Below are 18,333 nucleotides of genomic sequence, written 5' to 3'. Positions count from 1 at the left end.
CTCAGCGGTTACTCAATGCACCGAACCCATGGCCTGGGGCAGTTGGCTCAGCCGGGTGGTCAGGCGCAGCCGCTGGATCGGGTCGTCGCTGAGCAGCAGGGCGTGTTCAAGGTCATAGCGTTCGGCTTGCGGGCAGTCGAGCTTCTGGTAAAGCCCGGCGCGCGCCAGGTAATCGCTGACCGTAGCCGGGCCCAGTTCGAGCACCCGCTCGGCATCTTTGAGGGCGGCGATCTCGTCATCGTGAGTGCTGTGCAGTTGGCGCAGGTTACGCGATAACCGTTGCAACATGCTTCTGGGCCCGGCTTCGGCCATGTGTTCGGCGGCCAGGGGCACTTGCGGACCGAATTGGCGGCCCAGCAGCTCACGGCAGTCGGCGGGGTACAGACGTCGTCCGCCGCACGGGTCGAGCTGATGGTCGGCACCGGGTACGCGCAGCAGAAAATGTCCGGGAAAATTCACGCCGACCAGGGGAATGCCCAGGCGGCGCGCCAACTCCAACGCCACCAGTGCCAAGGCCAAAGGCTGCCCGCGCTTGCGTTGCAGCACCTTGTCCAGCAGCGCAGCCTGCGGCCGGAGGGGATGCAGGTCGTCCTGCTGGAAGCCCAGCGTGCTGAGCCGGCGCAGCAGCGGCTGCCCCAATTCATTGACCGGCAACATCGGTAAACCGAGGCTGACCTGCATTTCCAGCTCGCGCAGTTGCGCCAGGATATGTGGCGGACGCACGCCGGCATCGTGTTCGGCTGCAATCCATAGGGCCGCTTCGAAGGTGGCGGGTGGGTTTTGCGCAAGGCAGGCCAGGCAGGCTTGGCGTGGGTCCATGGGAATCTCCGCTGATGCTCCTCTTTTAGACCTGTGCGGGGAATTCGTCCAGTGGCGTTTGGGCCTTGCACTACACTCTATGGACCAACAATGGGGGGAGTCCGTCGATGTTTGTGCTCATGCAAAGCACTCGCACCGAAGCCCTGCACCTGGCCTTCGACCCTGTGACCGGCCTGCGTGCGGTGGTGGCCATCCACAACAGCCGGCTGGGGCCGGCGCTGGGCGGCTGCCGCTACCTGGCCTATCCCGACGATGAAAGTGCAATGGCGGACGCCATACGCCTGGCCCAGAACATGAGCTACACGGCGGCGTTGGCTGGTTTGCCGCTGGGCGGCGGCAAGGCGGTGATCATCCGCAGTGCCCATGTGGCGGATCGCGCGGCGTTGTTCGAGGCGTTCGGGCGCTTTATCGAAAGTTTGCAGGGACGCTATATCACAGCGATCGACAGCGGCACCTCCACCGCTGACATGGACTGCATTGCCCAGCACACCGGGCACGTGACAAGCACCACGGCGGCCGGTGATCCGTCTCAGCACACGGCGCTGGGGGTGTTCGCCGGCATTCGCAGCACGGCAATGGCGCGCTTGGGCAGCCGTGACCTGGAGGGGCTGCGGATTGCCGTGCAAGGCCTGGGCAGCGTGGGATTCGCCGTCGCCGAGCATCTGCACGCTGCCGGGGCTGAACTGCTGGTCAGCGATCTGGACATGGGGCGCACCCAGCTGGCGGTAGAGCAGTTCGACGCTCACCCGGTGACCCACGATGCCTTGCTCGGCACCCCCTGCGATATCTTCTCGCCCTGCGGCATGGGCGCGATCCTCAACGGTCAGAGTGTCACCCAGCTGCGCTGCGCGGCAGTGGCCGGCTCTGCCAATAATCAGTTGACCAATTTGCAGGTGGCCGATCAGTTGGAGGGTCGGGGTATTCTCTATGCGCCCGACTATGTGATCAACGCCGGTGGCCTGATTCATGCGGCGCTGACGCATCAGGGGCAGGGGAGTTCGGTGATCACCGCCCATCTGTCGAATATCGGTGCGCGTTTGACAGAGATCTATGCCCACGCCCAGGCAGAGAAACGCTCACCGGCGCAGGTGGCGGAAATGCTCGCGCAGAAGCTGGTGCATGGCCTGTGACCCTGGTGGCGGCAAAGGAGTCGGCGCGAGTCTTGCACAGGCTGGACTGCCTTTGCGCTGAGCGCAGTGCCAGGGGCATTGCCAGCGTCGTTGCTGTATTGCGCCGGAGCATGGAAACCCGGTGGCGAACAGAAACGGTGCATTACGATTTCGGAGCTGACGCCATGCACACTCGAAACCTGATCCAACGCTGCAGATCCCTTGCCCGGGAAATCATCCAGGCATGCGAAAAAATGGCCCTGAGCCACGGCTAACGTAGCACCGGCGTAAGCCGGGTCCGTGGCGCCTCGGTCTGTCGGGAGTTAGGCGGTGGGGCGGGACGCGGCTTACGTCGCTGCTACAGGTTGGATTCTGATCCGCGGTGTGTGGGTGCCTCGGGGGGGACGCGGCTTACGCCGCTGCTACAGGCTGATTTCAGGTGCGCGTGCGGGAACTGTAGCACCGGCGTAAGCCGGGTCCGCGGCGCCTCGGTCCGTCGGGAGTTAGGCGGTGGGGCGGGACGCGGCTTACGCCGCTGCTACAGGTTGGATTCTGGTCTGTGGTGTGCGGTGAATGGGGGCTGACGCGGCTTACGCCGCTGCTACGGTCAGGCTTTTTCGGCTTTGCGGGGTTTGGGGGGTTGTTCTTCCGCGGGGGCTTCGGGTTCTACGGCTTCCACCAGCAGTTCGGACAACGCGTCGGGTTGGCTCTTGAAGGCCTTGGCAAAGACATCGCGATGCTTGGCCATGTAGATGCCGGCATCCTCTACCTGCTGGTCGCTGAGCGACGGCACGGCCTTGTGCAACACTTCGGACAATAGCTCTGCCAGCTCAAGCATCTTGTCATGACGATCGGCTTCAGCTTTGTCCATAAACAGGCGCTCCAGATCTCGGCTGCTGCGGTATACCACTTCGACGGCCATTCACCACCTCATATGCCTTGGAAAATTGTTCAGTCACGAATACTGTTTGTTTATACAGTGATAGCTTAATCCAATTTATCGGCAAAGAACAGGGTCGCTGCGTGCCCTGCGACAGTCTGGCGCCTTCTCATAGCCAAACCGTGGCCTTTATTCTGCATACAGTAGATGAGCCAACTCGATTTTTCCGCATGAGCAAGGAACACACGCAATGAAATGGGCCGAAAAGCTGCGCAAGAGCCTGCACTCCCAGGCGGATTCGCTGGGCAACCTGTGCGTGGAGAGTTTTCACTACCTGGCGCTGTTCGGCATTGGCGCGATTACCGCGTGGGCAGCGGTGATGGCGTTCCTGGGCATGGTGGAGAAGGGCAGCGTCAGCGTGGATGACATCCTGCTGCTGTTCATCTACCTAGAGCTGGGGGCGATGGTGGGGATCTACTTCAAGACCAACCACATGCCGATTCGCTTCCTGCTTTATGTCGCCATCACTGCCTTGACTCGGCTGTTGATCGGCGATGTCTCCCACCACAATGCGCCGGATCTGGGCATCATCTATCTGTGCGGGGGGATTCTGTTGCTGGCCTTCGCCATTCTGGTCGTGCGCTATGCGTCGTCGCGCTACCCATCGGTGAAGGAAAAGTCGGACAGCTGAAGCATTCGAGCTGTGATGCCCCGCCAGGCGGGGCAGCCATTCAGATACCGACGGCCAGGCCGCTGTTGTCTGCACGCCAGGTGGGGGCAGCAGGTTGAGCCATGAGCTTCTTCACATCGGCGCCGTCGGTCATCGCGGCCAGAATCTGCATCGCACTGTGGCCCTGCTCGATGGCCATGCCGAACTTGATGCTTTCGATCAGTCGGCTCATGCGCTTGGGATCGTTGCGTTGCTCGGCGCTGATCATGCGCTTGGCCGCCACACCCTTCTCGTTGGAGAGGGTCAACATGATGCTCCCGTCGAGCCGCTGAATGCTCAGGTTGACTCGATACTCAGGCTGGAACGCATCGCTGATAGCTTGGAAAGGATTGTCCATAATGCGTCACCTGACTTTGTTTAAGACTGCAGTAATTGACTGGGCGTGATCATGATTAGTTCGACGCTCCAGACCACCGGTGGTCTTTTGCTTCTTCCTGGCTGATTTTCCTACGCTGATATTCTGCGAAGCAATTGGCGTGCCCGTTGTGGCGAGTGTCTAAATAGCAGACATGAAAAAGCGAGCCATTGGCTCGCTTTCGTTTGGCTCGACTGCTCTAGCCTAGTTGTTAAGTGCCTGTTCGTTCTCGAGAAATTCTTCTTCGAGCAGGGCGTCGTTCTTCGGACCATCGACGCTTTGCGGCTGGCTTGCACGCTTGTTGCGCAGCTTGCCGAACAAATGCTCCAAAGCGTGGCTCAGCTTGGTAGCGGCACCGTCGACAGCCTGATCCAGGGTGTCAGCCTTGTGTGTCACGGAAATCGGTTGGTGACCTTTAGGTCGGGCTTCCATCTGGCAACGCAGATCATGGGGGCCAGGCTTCTCGCCGTTTTCATCGCTCAGGTGAACCTCGACGCGGGTCAGGTCTTCCTCGTAGCGTTCGAGCGTGCTTTCAACGATGGTACGTACCCACTCCTCCAGTCGGATGCTGCTTTCAATATGGTTATCGCTGTTGACTTGGATTTGCATAGTTCTTCCCTTATTCGGCTTGCTCGCAAGAGTTTCGAATGCCGTGATAAGCATTGCCTCTTGATTACAAGGTCAGGCAGTTGGAGAAACAATTCAACCCCTGAGGGAAGATAAATATCCGGAAATGTTTTCGAACTTTTAATCGTTTCTGGATTCTTCGGGGGGAGGTTGGGTAGGGTGTTGGAATGGTGGTGGATGGTCCCCTCACCCCAGCCCTCTCCCTGAGGGAGAGGGGGCCGAACACCGTCAGTCGCAACACCGCGTACTGCCTTAAGCTCCCTCTCCCCCAGGGAGAGGGCTGGGGTGAGGGGACCATCCACCGCCGACCCCCCTGGCAAACCCCCCCTTCAGAACGCAACCGACGTCTGCACATACACAGTGCGCGGCTCACCCACGTATTTACCCTTGTTGTTATCGTCAAACGAACGGGTGAAATACTCATGATTGAAAATGTTCTTCACCCCCACCGCCACATTCAGGTCAGACAGCTGCGGACCGAAATCGTACGCGGCACGGCTGCTGAACAGCATGTAGCCGGGTATCCGCCCGGTGCTGCCGTCGGCGCTTTCGCTGGAGGTGTTGGCGTTGTCGGCGAACTGGCTGCTCTGATAGACGCTGTCCAGATCGAGCTTCCATGGGCCCTCGGTATAGCGCACACCCAGGGTGCCTTTGTGGCGCGAAGAAAAGGGCACGCGATTGCCTTTGTTAGGTCCGTCTTCGCGAATGGTTGCGTCGACGTAGGCGTAGCTGGCGTACACGTCGAATCCAGCCAGGGCGGGGCTGAGGCCGTCCAGTGCATAGTTGATGCTGGACTCGATGCCCTGATGCCGGGTTTCGCCGCGGGCGATCACGCTGTCGGTGGTCTGGTTGCTCTCGTACTGGTTGTCGAAGTTGATCAGGAACGCGCCGATCTCGGCGCGCAGGGTGCCGTTGTCGTAGCGTGTGCCGAACTCCCAGGTGCGTGCCTTCTCGGGTTTGACTTCACCGCTGCTCACGCGATTGGGCATCTGGCTGTACTGCACGCTGCCGAACGAACCCTCGGTGTTGACGTACAGGTTCCAGCTGTCGTTGACGTGATACAGCACGTTCAAAGCCGGTAGCGCGGTGTTGTAGTCGCCCTGATATTTGACGTTGGTCAGGTTGTTGGTTTGCTGCGAATCGATCATCTCGTAGCGGATGCCCGGGGTGAACGTCCATTTACCGATGTCGATGCGGTCGTCCAGGTAAATGGCATGGGCTTCGGTGCCGCCGCGAGTGTCGCGGTCGTTGCGGCTGTCGCTGGTCGGCAGGCGGTTGGCGGCAATGGGTTCGCGATAGCGCAGTTCGTGGCCGGCTTCGTTGATGTAGCGATACCCTACGCTCATCTCGTGTGAGCTCGGACCCAGGTCAAAGCCTTGCGAGAAGCGGGTTTCCAGGCCCCGTACCCAGTACTCTCGTGGCGACAGCGAAAGGAACGAGCCCTGGTCCAGATAACCACTGCGCAAGGTCTTGGTGAAGAAGGTATTGGCGGTGAACTCGCGGCGATCTTGTTGATAGCGGTAGCCGAAGTTGACCAGGGTGCGACGGCCCCAGAATTTGTCCTGCAGGCGCGTGGACTGGTAGGGGTCGGCATCGTAGGCGGCCGTGCTCAGACCGCCCGGCATCTGTGCTTCGCCCTCGTAGTACTGGGCCTCGGCGTTGAGGCTGTTGGCGTCATCGATCTGGTATTTGCCCTTGAGGATCAAGTCGTCGATCTGGGTATCGCTGTGCTCGCGCCAGTCACCGCCGCGGATGCCGGAGTACAGCAGGGCGCCACCCAGCCCATTGTCGGCGGTGCCGCCAGCGAGCAGATTGGCGCTGGTCTTGAACCCGTCGTGACTGGAGGAGGGGCTGGTTTCGGTCTGCAGCCCGGCCTTGACCGTGGGCACATCGGGAATGGCCCGGGTGACGAAGTTGACGATACCGCCCACGTTTTGCGGGCCATAGCGCACGGCGCCGCCACCGCGCACCACGTCGACCGCGTCCATGTTGCCCATGCTCACCGGAGCGAACGAGAGCTGCGGCTGGCCATAAGGCGCGAAGGGCACCGGGATGCCGTCCATCAACACGGTGGAGCGACTGGCCAGGCGCGGGTTCAGACCCCGGATGCCAAAGTTCAAGGCCATGTCGTGGCTGCCGGTGCCGTTGTTTTCCGGTGCGCTGACACCCGGAATCCGGTTGAGTACCTCACGGGCGGTGGCGGCGCCACTGCGTTCGAAATCTTCACGACGGATCACGTCTCGGGCACCGGGATGCTCGAACACGTTGTTCTGCTCGGCCGAGCCGAGCCAGTCGCCCACGACGCTGGACGCGCCCAGTTCCACAGGACCGTTGCCGACACCGCTGTCGGCCACCGGCGCGGGTTCCAGACTGTAGGCGTCGTCGCCCACGGCGCGGGCTTGCAGCCCAGTGCCTTCAAGCAGTGCGGCCAGGGCCTGCTCGGTGCCGTATTCGCCTTCCAGACCGCGGCTCTGCAGCGTGCCCGCCAGCTGCGAGCCGAACGAGATCAGCACGCCGGCTTCGCGGCCGAACTGATTGAGGGCGGTTTCCACGCTCGCCGGTGCGATGTGATAGGTGCGCGGGGTGGCTTGGGCAGCGTGAGCCACCGAGAGCTGGGCAAAACTCAGGCTGGTGCCCAGGAACAGGCAGCGCAGGGCGCGGGCGAGGGGGGTGAGCTGGGTGGACATGCAGAGGGCCTTCCAAACAGGGATGTAGAGGGGAGTTACCCTGTCTGTCACGCGAGAAAGGGAAAACGGCTCACGGAGATGCCAACTTTTTCAATGTTCCTTCGCGGGCCGTCAGACGCGCGCTTCGACATTGACCCAATAGCGGGTGAACCGACGCACGGTTACCGGCAATGCGATTTCCAGCAGTTCGAGGATCTTTTCCGTATCGGCCAGGGGATAGCTGCCCGAGATCAACAGATTCGCCACCTCAGGGTCGCAGTTGAGCTGGCCTCGGCGGTAGCGACCCAGTTCACTCAGAAAGTCGGCCAGACGCATGTGTGCGGCGACCAGCATGCCCTCGACCCAGGCGCCGCTGTTGCTGTCCAGGGCCACGGGTGGGCTCCATTGCCGGTCGTCGAAAACCGTCTGCCGGCCGGCTTCCAGGCGCAAAGGGTAGCCTCGCAGGGCCAAGGGGCTCAGCTGCACGCTGCCGTCAAAGGCTGCCACGCGGGTGCTGTCACCCAATTGCCGCACGTTGACCCGAGCCTTGCCTGGCATCAGCGAGCCCTGGGCCGTGGCGATCCGCAGGGGCCGGGTATCGGCGGCCCCGGTGAGCAGGATTTCCCCCTCCAACAGACGGATCAACCGCTGATGGGCATCGTAGCTGATGTCCACGGCACTGCCGGTGTTGAGGTGCAGCAGCGTGCCGTCATCCAGTTGCATCTGCCGACGCTGACCCACCGGGCTGCGATAGTCGGCCATCAGGGGCCCCAGCACCTGCTGGTTGCGCAGGGCGACGCCGCTGGCGCCGGCCATCGCCAACAGCAGCAGTGCCTTGATGGCCCGGCGGCGACCAGGCGAGCGGGGCGCGCTCAGGGTCGCATGCGCCAGCGGCGCCGACAGGCCGTGCAGGCGTTGATTGACCTGCTGGATATGCTCCCAGGCACGACGGTGTTCACCGTCGGCGACCAGCCATTGCTGCCAGGCCTGCTGCTGGCGCGGATCGAGGGGGCCTTCCTGCATTTCCACCAGCCAGTGCACGGCTTGCTCGGCCACGTGCGGCGCAAAGGCACGGAAGGCGTTCACAGGGCGAAATAGCAGCGCATGGCTGCCTTGTTCAAGTGGCGCTTGACCGTGGCCAGGGAGATCCCTAACTCGGCGGCGATTTCGTTGTAGGTCAGGCCATCGACCTGCGCCAGCAGGAAGGCACGCTTGACGGGCACCGGCAGGCCATCGAGCAACTGATCGAGCTCGATCAACGTCTGCAGGATGATCGCCCGGTGCTCTTCAGAGGGCACCAGAGGCTCGGGCAACTGGCTCAACGCTTCGAGATAGGCGCGTTCCAGATCCTGGCGTCGGTAGTGATTGAACAGCACGCGCTTGGCCACGGTGGTCAGGAAGGCGCGGGGCTCGTTGATGGTCGGGGCTTCGCGGGCCGTCAGCAGGCGCATGAAGGTGTCCTGGGCCAGGTCGGCAGCGCTGTCGGGGCAGCCCAGGCGGCTGCGCAGCCAGCCGGTCAGCCACTGGCGATGGGCAACGTAAAGGCCCTCGACCGATGGCGAGGCGGGGGGATTGGCAACGGGCACCGCGAACACTCCGGCGCCATGGATGCGCAGCAGAATAAGAATTGTTCGTATTCTACGGGGGTGATGACCGTTTCAGCAAGGCAGCCATGTGTCGCTGTCGATACACGAACAGTCGCGTGTAGCGAAGGATCTCTTTGCGTATGAGAATATTTATCATTAAACTTGCGGGCTATCATTTCCTGCGCCGTTGCGCGGCGGTCGAAGGTCATTCATGAGAAGCAAAGTCGGCGGCGTGCCCGCCTCCTATCGTTGGGCCGTGGCTTCAAGGGTGCTGGCTGCCGTCCTCGGCGGCTACGTGCTCGCAGCCCTTTCCAGCGTCTGCGTGGCCTGGTTGCTGCCCATGGCCCGGGGCGAAGCCGTGGTCAGCGCCATGATGCTGTCGTTTCTGGTGTACCTGGTGGCGGTGCTGTGGTGCTTTGCCTGCCGTACGGCCGGGCGCGCCTGGTTGGGCCTGGCGATGCCGGCTTTGGTGCTGGCGGCGGCCAGCGGCGTGCTGCATTGGCTCTACCAACCATGAGAGAAGGTTTCCGGCAGGCGATGGCCTGGCTGCACACCTGGGCCGGACTGGTGTTCGGCTGGCTGTTGTTTGCCATCTTCCTGACGGGCACCTTGTCCTATTTCAAGGAAGAGATCAGCCACTGGGCGCAACCGGAACTGCCCTTGCGCGCGGTCGATGGCCGAGCCAGCCTGGAGCATGCGCAACGCTACCTGCAGGCCAATGCCGGCCAATCCTCGCGCTGGTTCATCGGCCTGCCGGATGAGCGCGAGCCGGCGCTTACGGTGATGTGGCAGGACCCGGGCAAGACGGGCCGCGGCAGCTTCACCCGCAAGACCCTCGACCCGCTCACCGGCACCGAAGTGCAAGCCCGTGACAGCCGGGGCGGCGACTTCTTCTACCGTTTCCACTATGAGCTGCAGATGGGCTATCCGTGGGGGCGCTGGCTCAGCAGCCTGGCCGCGATGGTGATGTTCGTCACCTTGATCACCGGCATCATCACCCACAAGAAAATCTTCAAGGAGTTCTTCACCTTTCGTCCCGGCAAGGGCGCGCGCTCCTGGCTCGATGGGCATAACGCCGTGGGTGTGCTGGTATTGCCCTTCCACCTGATGATCAGCTACAGCAGTCTGGTGATCTTCATGACCATGCTGATGCCGGCCAGTATCGTCACCCGTTATGGCGGTGATACCCAGGCGTTCTTCAACGATCTGTTCCCCGGCGGCGCCAGGGTGGTGGCGGCTGGGCAGGCCGCGCCCCTGCTGCCTCTGGGCAGCCTGTACGAGCGTGCCGAGCAGCAGTGGCCCGGCGGACGCATCGGCCGGGTGAGTGTACAAGCTCCCGGTGACGTCAATGCCCAGGTCAGTTTCAACCGGCATGGTGGAGACAGCGTCAGTCGCGATCTGGGTGCCGCCATCACCTTCAACGGCGTCACCGGCGCCACGCTCGAACAACCTCGGGCCAGCGCTACGCCCATGGTCATCGGTGGCACTTTCTATGGGCTGCATATGGGGCTGTTTGCCGGCCCGGTCCTGCGCTGGCTGTACTTCCTCAGCGGCGTCGGTAGCACGTTGTTGATCGGCACCGGGCTGGTGATGTGGTTGAACAAACGCCAGCTCAAGCACGCCCGCAGTGGGGTGCGGCCGCTGGAACTGCGCCTGGTGGAAGTGCTCAATATCGCCAGCATGGCGGGGCTGTTGCTGGCGGTGGCGGGGTTCTTCTGGGCCAATCGCCTGATCCCGGTGGCCACCCCTGGCCGCGCCGGCCTGGAAGTCGACACCTTCTTCGTGGTCTGGCTGCTGTGTCTGGTTCACGCCCTGCTCCGTAAGGGGCCTACGGCTTGGGTCGAGCAACTGAGCCTGGCCGCGCTGGCGTTCGCCGCACTGCCGGTGTTGAACCTGCTGACCACCGAGCAGGGGCTGCCGGCCTCCATCGCGGCTGGCGACTGGGTCATGGCCGGTGTCGATCTGAGTGCCTTGGGCTGCGGCCTGTTGCTGGCCTGGGTCGTGTTGAAATTGCGCCGCAGAGCCACGGCCGTTGTTCAGCCCAAGGATCGGGCGGCACGGGTGCGGACGATGGTTGAAGGTGAGGTGCAGTGATGCTTGCAGCAGGCATGCTCAGTTATGCAGGTTTCAGTGCCTTGTGCCTGGCGATGGAACGACATCATCAGCAGATGCTCGGCATCACGCCTACGGCCGGGCGCAAGGTGCAGTTGCGAATGGCGGGCTGGGCCTTGTTGGGCTTCTCGCTGTGGGCGTCGGTCATGAGTGCCGGCTGGGCGATGGGCCTGGTGCGCTGGACCGCCGTGCTGATGGGCAGTGCGGTGCTGCTGGTGTGGCTGTTGCCCTACCGGCCGCGCTGGGCACTGGCCCTGGCGGGCGTCGGAGTGCTGCTGGGGCCCTTCGTGGCATTGGCGCGGTTCTGATCGGTGCACCGCACAAGCGCCGGACCGGAGCCGCAGCACGACCGCCCAGGTGACACTGCCGACCCACGGGCCCGTTTCCTCGAGGTGTTCCTGGCGCAGCGGGCGCAGATGGAAGCGCTGGTCAGCCGTCGGGTAGGCTGCAAGGCCACTGCGGCCGATCTGGTTCAGGATCTGTTTGTGCGGTTCTGGCGACGGCCTCTGGTGCAGGTCGACGAGCTGCCTACCTATCTACTGCGCTGCGCCACCAATATCGCCATCGACCATCTGCGCAGTCAGGGTGCGAGGAATCGAGCCAACGACCAGCTTCTGCCGCCCGACGAGGACAGTGTCCCCGAGCCGCAGATCGCCCTGCAGGCCAGCACCGACCTGCGCCATGTCGAGGCGGCGCTGCGGGGGTTGCCGGAACGCACTCGGCAGATTTTCTTGCTCAATCGGATCCATGGCCGCACCTACGCCGATATCGCACGGGCCATGGATCTCTCCCAAAGTGCGGTGGAAAAACATATGATGCGCGCTCTTCAAGCGTGCAAGGCCAGCCTGCGCGAACCCATTATCGCGTCACGCCAGCCAGGGATCGACGGCCCATGAACAGCAACCTTGTGGTGACCGCCGAACAGGAAGACCAGGCCCTGGCCTGGCTGACCCGCTTGCGCGACCAGCCCGATGCCGCTGAACGCATGCGCTTCAATACCTGGCTGCACGCCGACCCCGCCCACGCCGAGGCCTATGTCCGCGCGCAAGTGCTGTGGGAGTTGTGCGAGGGGCCGGCCGGTGAGTTGGCTCGGGAAGACGCCCATGCGTTGCAGGGCTACCTGGCGGCCATGGACGCGCCTCGGCCGCCCGCGTCTCGACACTGGGCTGCGGCCTTGGCCGTTGCCGCGTGTCTGGTACTGATGATCGGCGTCGGCGCCGGTTGGAACCCGCTGGAGCAGGTCCAGGACCTGGGCGCCGATTACGTGGCCCCCGTGGGCCACCTGCGCAGCGTGACCCTGGCCGATAATTCCGAAGTCATCCTGGATGCCAACAGCGCCATTGCCGTGGACTTCAGCCATGGCATGCGGCGTGTGCAACTGCGCCGTGGCGCGGCGTTCTTTCACGTTGCGCATACGGGCGAGCCTTTCGTGGTGCAGGCCGCAGACGGTGAAGCCAAGGTGCTGGGCACCCAGTTCGAGGTGCGCCTGCACAACGAAGGCGCTCAGGTGACGGTGCTCGAAGGGCGCGTGGCGGTCAGCGCGCAGAAAAGCCCGGAGCAGCAGGTGCTTGGCGCTAATCGGCAAGTGGCCTACAGCAATGGCGTGGCGCAACCCCAGCATGCCGTGGACAGCACCGCGCAACTGGCCTGGCGCGAGGGCTGGCTGAACTACTACAAGGCACCGCTGGCGGATGTGGTACGCGACCTGGGCCGCTACTACCCGGGACGCATCCTGCTGTTCAGCAACGAGCTGGGCCAGCGGACCATCAGCGGCAGCTTCCCCAGCGACAAGCCGCAAGCGGTGTTGGATTCGCTGCAGCGGGTACTGGGGTTCGCTCAGCACAAGCTGCCCGGCGGCATGATCGTGCTGCGCTGAAGGCCGGGGCCGCCGATGCTGCGATATGCCCTGCTGTTGGTCTGCGCCTGTGCCTGGACAGGGCAGGTTGCCGCCGAGACGCGTTATTCCTTCGCCCTGCCTGCCCAATCCCTGCCGCAGTCGCTCAGTCAGTTCAGCCGGATCACCGGACTGAGCGTGATCTACACCGATGAGAACGCCTATGACGTGCAGGCCCCGGCGGTCTCTGGCCAGATGACGGCCGAGGCGGCGCTGCAGCGACTCCTTGGCGATACGCCCTTGACCTGGCAGCGACTGGGGCCGGGCAGCCTGACCGTGCTGCCGCGGCGGCAGGACCAGGCCAGGGAGATGGCCATGGCACCGATCATGGAGTTGGGCGCGACAGCGATCTCATCCCGCGCCTGGCCGCTGGCGGACTACCAGGCACCGGACCATCCGGCCGTGCTGCGCGGCAGCGCTGGCCGTGACAGCGCGCAAACGGTCAATGTGGTGCCCGCCCAGGTGTTGCGCGACCAGGCACCGCGCAATCTCGATGACGCCCTGGTCAATGTCAGCGGCGTGACTCAAGGCAATACCCTGGGCAGCACGCAGGACACCCTGATGAAACGAGGCTTCGGCGACAACCGCGATGGTTCTATCCTGCGCGATGGCATGCCCATGGTGCAGGGCCGCAACCTCAATGCCACCGCCGAGCAGGTCGAGGTACTCAAGGGGCCGGCGAGTTTGCTCTATGGCATCCAGGACCCGGGAGGGGTGATCAATGTGGTCAGCAAACGCCCGCAGCTCGACGCCTACCACGCCGTGACCGTGCGTGGTTCCCGTTACGCGGGCGGCAACAATGGCCAGGGTGCAAGCCTGGACAGCACGGGAGCTCTGGGGTCATCCAACCTGGCCTATCGATTGATTCTGGACCATGCGGACGAGGACTACTGGCGCAACTACGGCGGGCACCGCGAGACACTGGTGGCGCCGTCGTTGGCGTGGCTGGGCGAAGATACCCAGGTGCTGGCCAGTTATGAACACCGTGAGTTCGTCTACCCCTTCGACCGAGGCACGGCCATCGATCCGGTCACCCAACGGCCCCTCGACATTCCCGCCAGTCGTCGCCTGGACGAGCCGTTCAACGACATGCGCGGCCGCTCGGACTGGTACCGTCTGGAAGTCGACCATCGCCTGGCGGACTCGTGGCGGCTGCATCTGGGTTACAGCTACAACCGCGAGACCTACGATGCCAGTCAAGTGCGGGTCACCGCCGTGGACAGTGCCCAAGGCACGCTGACGCGCAGTATGGACGGCACCGGCGGCGCCCTGAGCAGCGACCGCTTCATGCTGTTGACCTTGGCCGGTGAGCTGGAGGTGGCGGGCGTGCAGCATGACCTGTTGCTGGGCGTGGATGACGAGTACCGCAAGATTTACCGCGGCGAACTGATCCGCCAGCGCAGCCTGGCCACCTTCAGCTACTTGAACCCGGTGTATGGACGCGAGGTCGAGGGCTCCCAGGTCAGCGCCGCCGACAGCAATCAGAGCGATACCCTGCGCAGCAACGCGTTGTTCATCCAGGATTCGCTGCACTTGAGCGAGCAATGGTTACTGGTGGCGGGGGCACGCTATCAGCGCTACGACCAACTGGCCGGCAAGGGTCGGCCGTTTCAGGTCAATACCGATGCCACCGGCCAGGCTTGGGTGCCGCGCGCCGGGCTGGTGTATCAACCGTCCACTGAACTGTCGTTCTATGCCAGCTACAGCGAGTCTTTCAAACCCAATTCCACCATCGCTGCGTTGAGCGGTGGCACGGTGATCGATTCGGCCATCGCCCCGGAGCAGGCCAAAGCCTGGGAAGTGGGTATCAAGTTCGAAGGGGTCGACGGTCTGGAGGCCAATCTGGCGCTGTTCGACCTGCGCAAACGCAACGTGCTGGTGGCCAACTACGATGCCGCGACCACCAACACCACCTACAGCAATGCCGGTGAAGTGCGTTCACGGGGCCTGGAGCTGGACTTCAGCGGGCAGCTCAGCGAGCGCTGGAGCCTGGTCGGCAACTATGCCTTTACCGATGCCTGGGTGGCGCGCGACCCGAACTATCAAGGCAACCGCCTGCAGAATGTCGCCCGCCACAGCGGCGCGCTGTATGGGGTGTATGAGTGGGGCGCGGTGCTGGGCGGCGACCGCCTGCGGTTGGGTACTGGCGCCCACTTTGTCGGGGAGCGGGCCGGCAACCCGCAGAATGACTTCGACCTGCCGGCGTACACGGTGGCCGATGCCTTTGCCCGTTACGACACCACTTTCCAGGGGCAGAAGCTAGGGCTGCAGGTGAACCTGAAAAACCTGTTCGACCGGGTGTATTACACCTCCAGCGTGAACCGTTACTTTGTGTCGATGGGGGATGCCCGGCAGCTGTCGATTTCGACCACCCTGGAGTTCTAGGCCGCACCTGCACAATCATCCTCTGGCAAATGCCATTCGATACTCCCCCGGCGCCGCCCCCATCACCTGCCGGAATCGATTGGTGAAATGACTGGCACTGGCAAAGCCACACGCCAGGCCCACCTCACCCAGCGGCAGTCGCCCCTCGCGCAGCAGCATGCGGGCCCGCACGATGCGGCGGGCCAGCACGTATTGATGAGGCGGCAGGCCGAAGCTGGTGCGGAACATCCGCGCAAAATGGTATTCGGACAGGCTGCACAGCCCGGCCAACTGGCCCAGGCTCAAGGGTTCAGCCAGGTTCGCCTCGATGTACTCGCGCAGCAGGCGCCGTTGATGCGCCGCCAGACCCCCTTTCAAGCGCAGGCCCTCGCGTACCCCAACCTGGTTGAGCACCGCGTGACTGAGCATCTCGTGGGCCAGGCTGCTGGTGAGCAGGCGCTCGCCGGGTTCGGTCCAGTTCATGGCGATGAGCTGACGAAAGCGCCGCGCCTGCTGCGCGTCATCGAGGAAGGTATCTTCGCGCAACTGCATTTCCCGCGGCTCGCGGTCCAGCAGGGCGATGCAGCCCAGGGCAAACTGCTCCTCGCTGAAATACAGATGGGCCAGGCGGATGTCGCCATTGATCACCCAGGCCGACTCATGACCGGCCGGCAGGATGCACAGTTTGTCCGGGGCGCCCTTTTCCCATGGCCGATCACGGCGGAAGGTGCCGGTGCCGCCGCCAATGTAGCAGGACAGGGTGTGGTGGGTGGGTGCCTGGTATTCCTGGGCGTCATGGTGGTTGTTCCACAGTGCCGCTACCAGGCCGTCACCCAGTTCTGCGCTGTGCTCCAGGCGTGCGTTGGCCGAGCTGTGCAAAGCCTGGAATACCTGGATGTGCTGCAATGCCGTCATGGTCGATACCTCGACGTGCATGGTACTGCCTGGGCATTGGCTTGCCAGCCAGGCGGTGCGAAAAAGCGCAAGTTTATGCAAGCGGCGCCGCACGGGGGGCTTGGACAATGGCAGCCTGCTCAGGAGGGCACTGCCATGAACCTATCGCTGTATCTGCTGACCGTATTGATCTGGGGCACCACCTGGATCGCCCTCAAGTTGCAGTTGGGCGTGGTCGCCATTCCGGTGTCCATTGTGTACCGCTTCGCCTTGGCGGCCTTGGTGCTGTTTGTGATCCTGCTGATCGCGCGCCGTCTGCAACCGATGGATCGGCGCGGGCATCTGGTGTGTGTGGCACAGGGGCTGTGCCTGTTCTGTGTCAATTTCATGTGTTTCCTGACGGCCAGCCAGTGGGTACCCACCGGACTCATCGCTGTGGTGTTCTCTACGGCAACCTTGTGGAACGCCTTGAACGCACGGCTGTTCTTCGGCCAGCGGATCGCCGCTAATGTGCTGGCGGGCGGGGCACTCGGGTTGTCGGGATTGGGCCTGCTGTTCTGGCCAGAGCTGGGCAGCCACCAGGCCAGTGCGCAGACCTTGTTTGGCCTGGGGCTGGCGCTGCTGGGTACCCTGTGTTTCTCGGCGGGCAACATGCTTTCCAGCCTGCAGCAGAAAGCCGGCCTGCGACCTATGACGACCAATGCCTGGGGGATGGCCTATGGGGCAGGGATGCTGGCGATGTATTGCCTGGTCAGCGGGGTGCCATTCACGATGGACTGGAGTGGGCAGTACCTGGGCTCGTTGTTGTATCTGGTGATTCCAGGGTCGGTGATCGGTTTCACCGCGTATCTGACTTTGGTCGGGCGGATGGGACCGGAGCGGGCGGCCTACTGCACCGTGCTGTTTCCGTTGGTGGCGCTGAATGTGTCGGCGTACATGGAAGGCTACCAGTGGACGACGCCGGCGTTGGCCGGGTTGGTGCTGGTGATGCTGGGCAATGTGTTGGTGTTCAGGAAACCCAAAGCAGTGGTGCCGGTGTTGAAGGCAGCCTGATGGAGCGTGGCGACGCCTTCGCGGCTTTTACGCCGCTCCTACAGGGGATTGGTGGTGGGCTCTTCGCGGCTTTTACGCCGCTCCTACAGGGGGGTGGGGGTTTGTAGGAGCGGCGTGCAGCCGCGAAGGCGTCGGCATGGACAGCACAAATGTGTGCCAGGTCAGCCGTTGAACACCTGCGGATTCACCAGGTCCTGGGGGCGCTTGCCCAGCAGCGCTGCGGTCAGGTTGTCCATGGCTCGGTTGGCCATGGCTTCGCGAGTCTGCGAGGTGGCCGAGCCGATATGCGGCAAGGTCACCGCGTTGCTCAACTGGAACAACGGCGACTCCGCCAGCGGTTCCTTCTCGTATACGTCCAGTCCCGCGCCGCGGATATCGCCGTTGCGCAAGGCATCGACCAGCGCCGTCTCGTCCACCACTGGCCCCCGGGAAATGTTCACCAGAATCGCACTGCGCTTCATCTGCTTGAACTCGGCGGCGCCGATCAGGTGTCGGGTCTTCTCGCTCAACGGCACCACCAGGCACACGAAGTCCGCTTCGGCCAGCAACTCGGCCAGACTGCGAAATTGCGCGCCCAACTCTTGTTCCAGCTCTGGCTTGCGGCTGTTGCCGCTGTACAGGATCGGCATGTTGAAACCCAGCCGACCACGGCGTGCCACGGCCGCGCCGATGTTACCCAGGCCGACGATGCCCAGGGTCTTGCCGAACACGTCAGTGCCGAACTGTTCCGGCGAGACCGTGGCTTTCCACTGGCCGGCCTTGGTCCAGGCATCCAGCTCGGCGACCCGACGGGCACTGCTCATGATGAGCGAGAACCCAAGGTCCGCGGTGCTTTCCGTCAGCACGTCAGGGGTATTGGTGAGCATGATGCCGCGCTCGTTGAAGTAGCCCACATCGTAGTTGTCGTAGCCCACCGAAACGCTGGACACCACCTCCAGCTGCGCGGCGCTGGCCAGCTGTTCACGGCCCAGCTTGCGCCCGGCACCGATCAATCCGTGGGCCTGGGGCAGAGCTTCGTTGAATTGCGCGGCGATATCGCCCTGCTTGGGGTTGGGGACGATGACGTTGAAGTGCTGTTCGAGGCGCTCGACCATGGGCGGCGTGATGCGACTGAAGGCCAGTACGGTTTTTTTCATTGGGATTGTGCTCGTCGGGCGGATGAATGTAAGCACGCTAACATTTGCACTAGGGGGGAGACAATTGGGTGCGTGCAGGGTTGGGGATTGGCGGTGAATGGTCCCCTC

18 protein-coding genes are annotated in these 18,333 nt (G+C 63.3%); 9 read left to right on the top strand and 9 right to left on the bottom strand.

Annotation, left to right across the window (positions count from 1 at the left end):
• Positions 1-12 precede the first annotated feature (12 nt).
• The gene (locus B3397_RS14200) at positions 13-819 is read right to left on the bottom strand and encodes a SirB1 family protein (RefSeq protein WP_296251134.1); all 807 of its coding nucleotides are present in this window, start codon (positions 817-819) and stop codon (positions 13-15) included.
• A 107-nt stretch (positions 820-926) separates the two neighbouring features.
• Between B3397_RS14200 and B3397_RS14195 the strand changes: the two genes are divergently transcribed.
• Positions 927-1,949, top strand: a complete 1,023-nt coding sequence (locus B3397_RS14195; RefSeq protein WP_296251132.1) for a Leu/Phe/Val dehydrogenase — start codon at positions 927-929, stop codon at positions 1,947-1,949.
• Positions 1,950-2,535: 586 nt separating this feature from the next.
• On the opposite strand, the gene B3397_RS14190 is transcribed toward B3397_RS14195, so the two are convergent.
• Positions 2,536-2,850 (bottom strand): YebG family protein, encoded by a 315-nt coding sequence (locus tag B3397_RS14190; RefSeq protein WP_296251131.1) that lies wholly within the window; start codon positions 2,848-2,850, stop codon positions 2,536-2,538.
• 208 nt (positions 2,851-3,058) lie between these two features.
• On the opposite strand from B3397_RS14190, the gene B3397_RS14185 reads away from it, so the two are divergent.
• Positions 3,059-3,499, top strand: a complete 441-nt coding sequence (locus B3397_RS14185) for a phosphate-starvation-inducible protein PsiE (RefSeq protein WP_296251130.1) — start codon at positions 3,059-3,061, stop codon at positions 3,497-3,499.
• A 40-nt stretch (positions 3,500-3,539) separates the two neighbouring features.
• Here the strand turns inward: B3397_RS14185 and B3397_RS14180 are convergent, their stop codons facing one another.
• The 5 genes from B3397_RS14180 to B3397_RS14160 all read right to left on the bottom strand — a co-directional run bounded on the left by B3397_RS14180 (position 3,540) and on the right by B3397_RS14160 (position 8,772).
• Positions 3,540-3,875, bottom strand: coding sequence for a DUF3509 domain-containing protein (locus B3397_RS14180; RefSeq protein ID WP_296251129.1), 336 nt, complete (start codon positions 3,873-3,875; stop codon positions 3,540-3,542).
• A 222-nt stretch (positions 3,876-4,097) separates the two neighbouring features.
• Entirely contained in the window at positions 4,098-4,502 is a 405-nt protein-coding gene (locus B3397_RS14175; protein ID WP_296251125.1) for an HPF/RaiA family ribosome-associated protein, read from the bottom strand.
• A gap of 347 nt (positions 4,503-4,849) precedes the next feature.
• Complete coding sequence (gene fecA, locus B3397_RS14170; protein ID WP_296251121.1) at positions 4,850-7,207, bottom strand: TonB-dependent Fe(3+) dicitrate receptor FecA; 2,358 nt, start codon at positions 7,205-7,207, stop codon at positions 4,850-4,852.
• Between the two features lie 111 nt (positions 7,208-7,318).
• On the bottom strand, positions 7,319-8,272 hold the full coding sequence (locus B3397_RS14165; protein WP_296251119.1) for a FecR domain-containing protein: 954 nt from the start codon (positions 8,270-8,272) through the stop codon (positions 7,319-7,321).
• Complete coding sequence (locus B3397_RS14160) at positions 8,269-8,772, bottom strand: sigma-70 family RNA polymerase sigma factor (protein WP_296251116.1); 504 nt, start codon at positions 8,770-8,772, stop codon at positions 8,269-8,271. Before B3397_RS14160 ends, B3397_RS14165 begins: the two co-directional genes overlap by 4 nt.
• A 211-nt stretch (positions 8,773-8,983) precedes the next feature.
• Between B3397_RS14160 and B3397_RS14155 the strand changes: the two genes are divergently transcribed.
• Genes B3397_RS14155 through B3397_RS14130 form a run of 6 tightly spaced genes read left to right on the top strand, consistent with a single transcriptional unit; the run spans position 8,984 to position 15,163 of the window.
• Positions 8,984-9,289, top strand: coding sequence for a DUF3649 domain-containing protein (locus B3397_RS14155; RefSeq protein WP_296251113.1), 306 nt, complete (start codon positions 8,984-8,986; stop codon positions 9,287-9,289).
• Positions 9,286-10,866, top strand: a complete 1,581-nt coding sequence (locus B3397_RS14150) for a PepSY-associated TM helix domain-containing protein (protein WP_296251112.1) — start codon at positions 9,286-9,288, stop codon at positions 10,864-10,866. The genes B3397_RS14155 and B3397_RS14150 overlap by 4 nt, the downstream gene beginning before the upstream one ends.
• Complete coding sequence (locus B3397_RS14145; RefSeq protein WP_296251303.1) at positions 10,866-11,192, top strand: DUF3325 domain-containing protein; 327 nt, start codon at positions 10,866-10,868, stop codon at positions 11,190-11,192. Before B3397_RS14150 ends, B3397_RS14145 begins: the two co-directional genes overlap by 1 nt.
• A 3-nt stretch (positions 11,193-11,195) precedes the next feature.
• Positions 11,196-11,780 carry an RNA polymerase sigma factor gene (locus B3397_RS14140; RefSeq protein ID WP_296251110.1) on the top strand — a complete coding sequence of 195 codons (585 nt, stop codon included), beginning with the start codon at positions 11,196-11,198 and terminating at the stop codon, positions 11,778-11,780.
• The gene (locus tag B3397_RS14135; RefSeq protein WP_296251108.1) at positions 11,777-12,760 is read left to right on the top strand and encodes a FecR family protein; all 984 of its coding nucleotides are present in this window, start codon (positions 11,777-11,779) and stop codon (positions 12,758-12,760) included. Before B3397_RS14140 ends, B3397_RS14135 begins: the two co-directional genes overlap by 4 nt.
• A 15-nt stretch (positions 12,761-12,775) precedes the next feature.
• Complete coding sequence (locus tag B3397_RS14130; protein WP_296251107.1) at positions 12,776-15,163, top strand: TonB-dependent siderophore receptor; 2,388 nt, start codon at positions 12,776-12,778, stop codon at positions 15,161-15,163.
• A gap of 15 nt (positions 15,164-15,178) precedes the next feature.
• Here B3397_RS14130 and B3397_RS14125 read toward each other — a convergent pair whose 3' ends face one another.
• Positions 15,179-16,057: an AraC family transcriptional regulator gene (locus tag B3397_RS14125; RefSeq protein WP_296251302.1), complete on the bottom strand. Its 879-nt coding sequence runs from the start codon at positions 16,055-16,057 to the stop codon at positions 15,179-15,181.
• Positions 16,058-16,192: 135 nt separating this feature from the next.
• On the opposite strand from B3397_RS14125, the gene B3397_RS14120 reads away from it, so the two are divergent.
• Positions 16,193-17,089 carry a DMT family transporter gene (locus B3397_RS14120; RefSeq protein WP_296251104.1) on the top strand — a complete coding sequence of 299 codons (897 nt, stop codon included), beginning with the start codon at positions 16,193-16,195 and terminating at the stop codon, positions 17,087-17,089.
• 161 nt (positions 17,090-17,250) lie between these two features.
• On the opposite strand, the gene B3397_RS14115 is transcribed toward B3397_RS14120, so the two are convergent.
• On the bottom strand, positions 17,251-18,225 hold the full coding sequence (locus B3397_RS14115) for a 2-hydroxyacid dehydrogenase (protein ID WP_296251102.1): 975 nt from the start codon (positions 18,223-18,225) through the stop codon (positions 17,251-17,253).
• Positions 18,226-18,333 lie beyond the last annotated feature (108 nt).

It is taken from the genome of Pseudomonas sp. UBA4194 (assembly GCF_002379585.1).
GTDB lineage: Bacteria > Pseudomonadota > Gammaproteobacteria > Pseudomonadales > Pseudomonadaceae > Aquipseudomonas.
The sequence above is the reverse complement of the archived record's forward strand: the minus strand, read 5'-3'. Positions and strand labels throughout refer to the sequence as shown.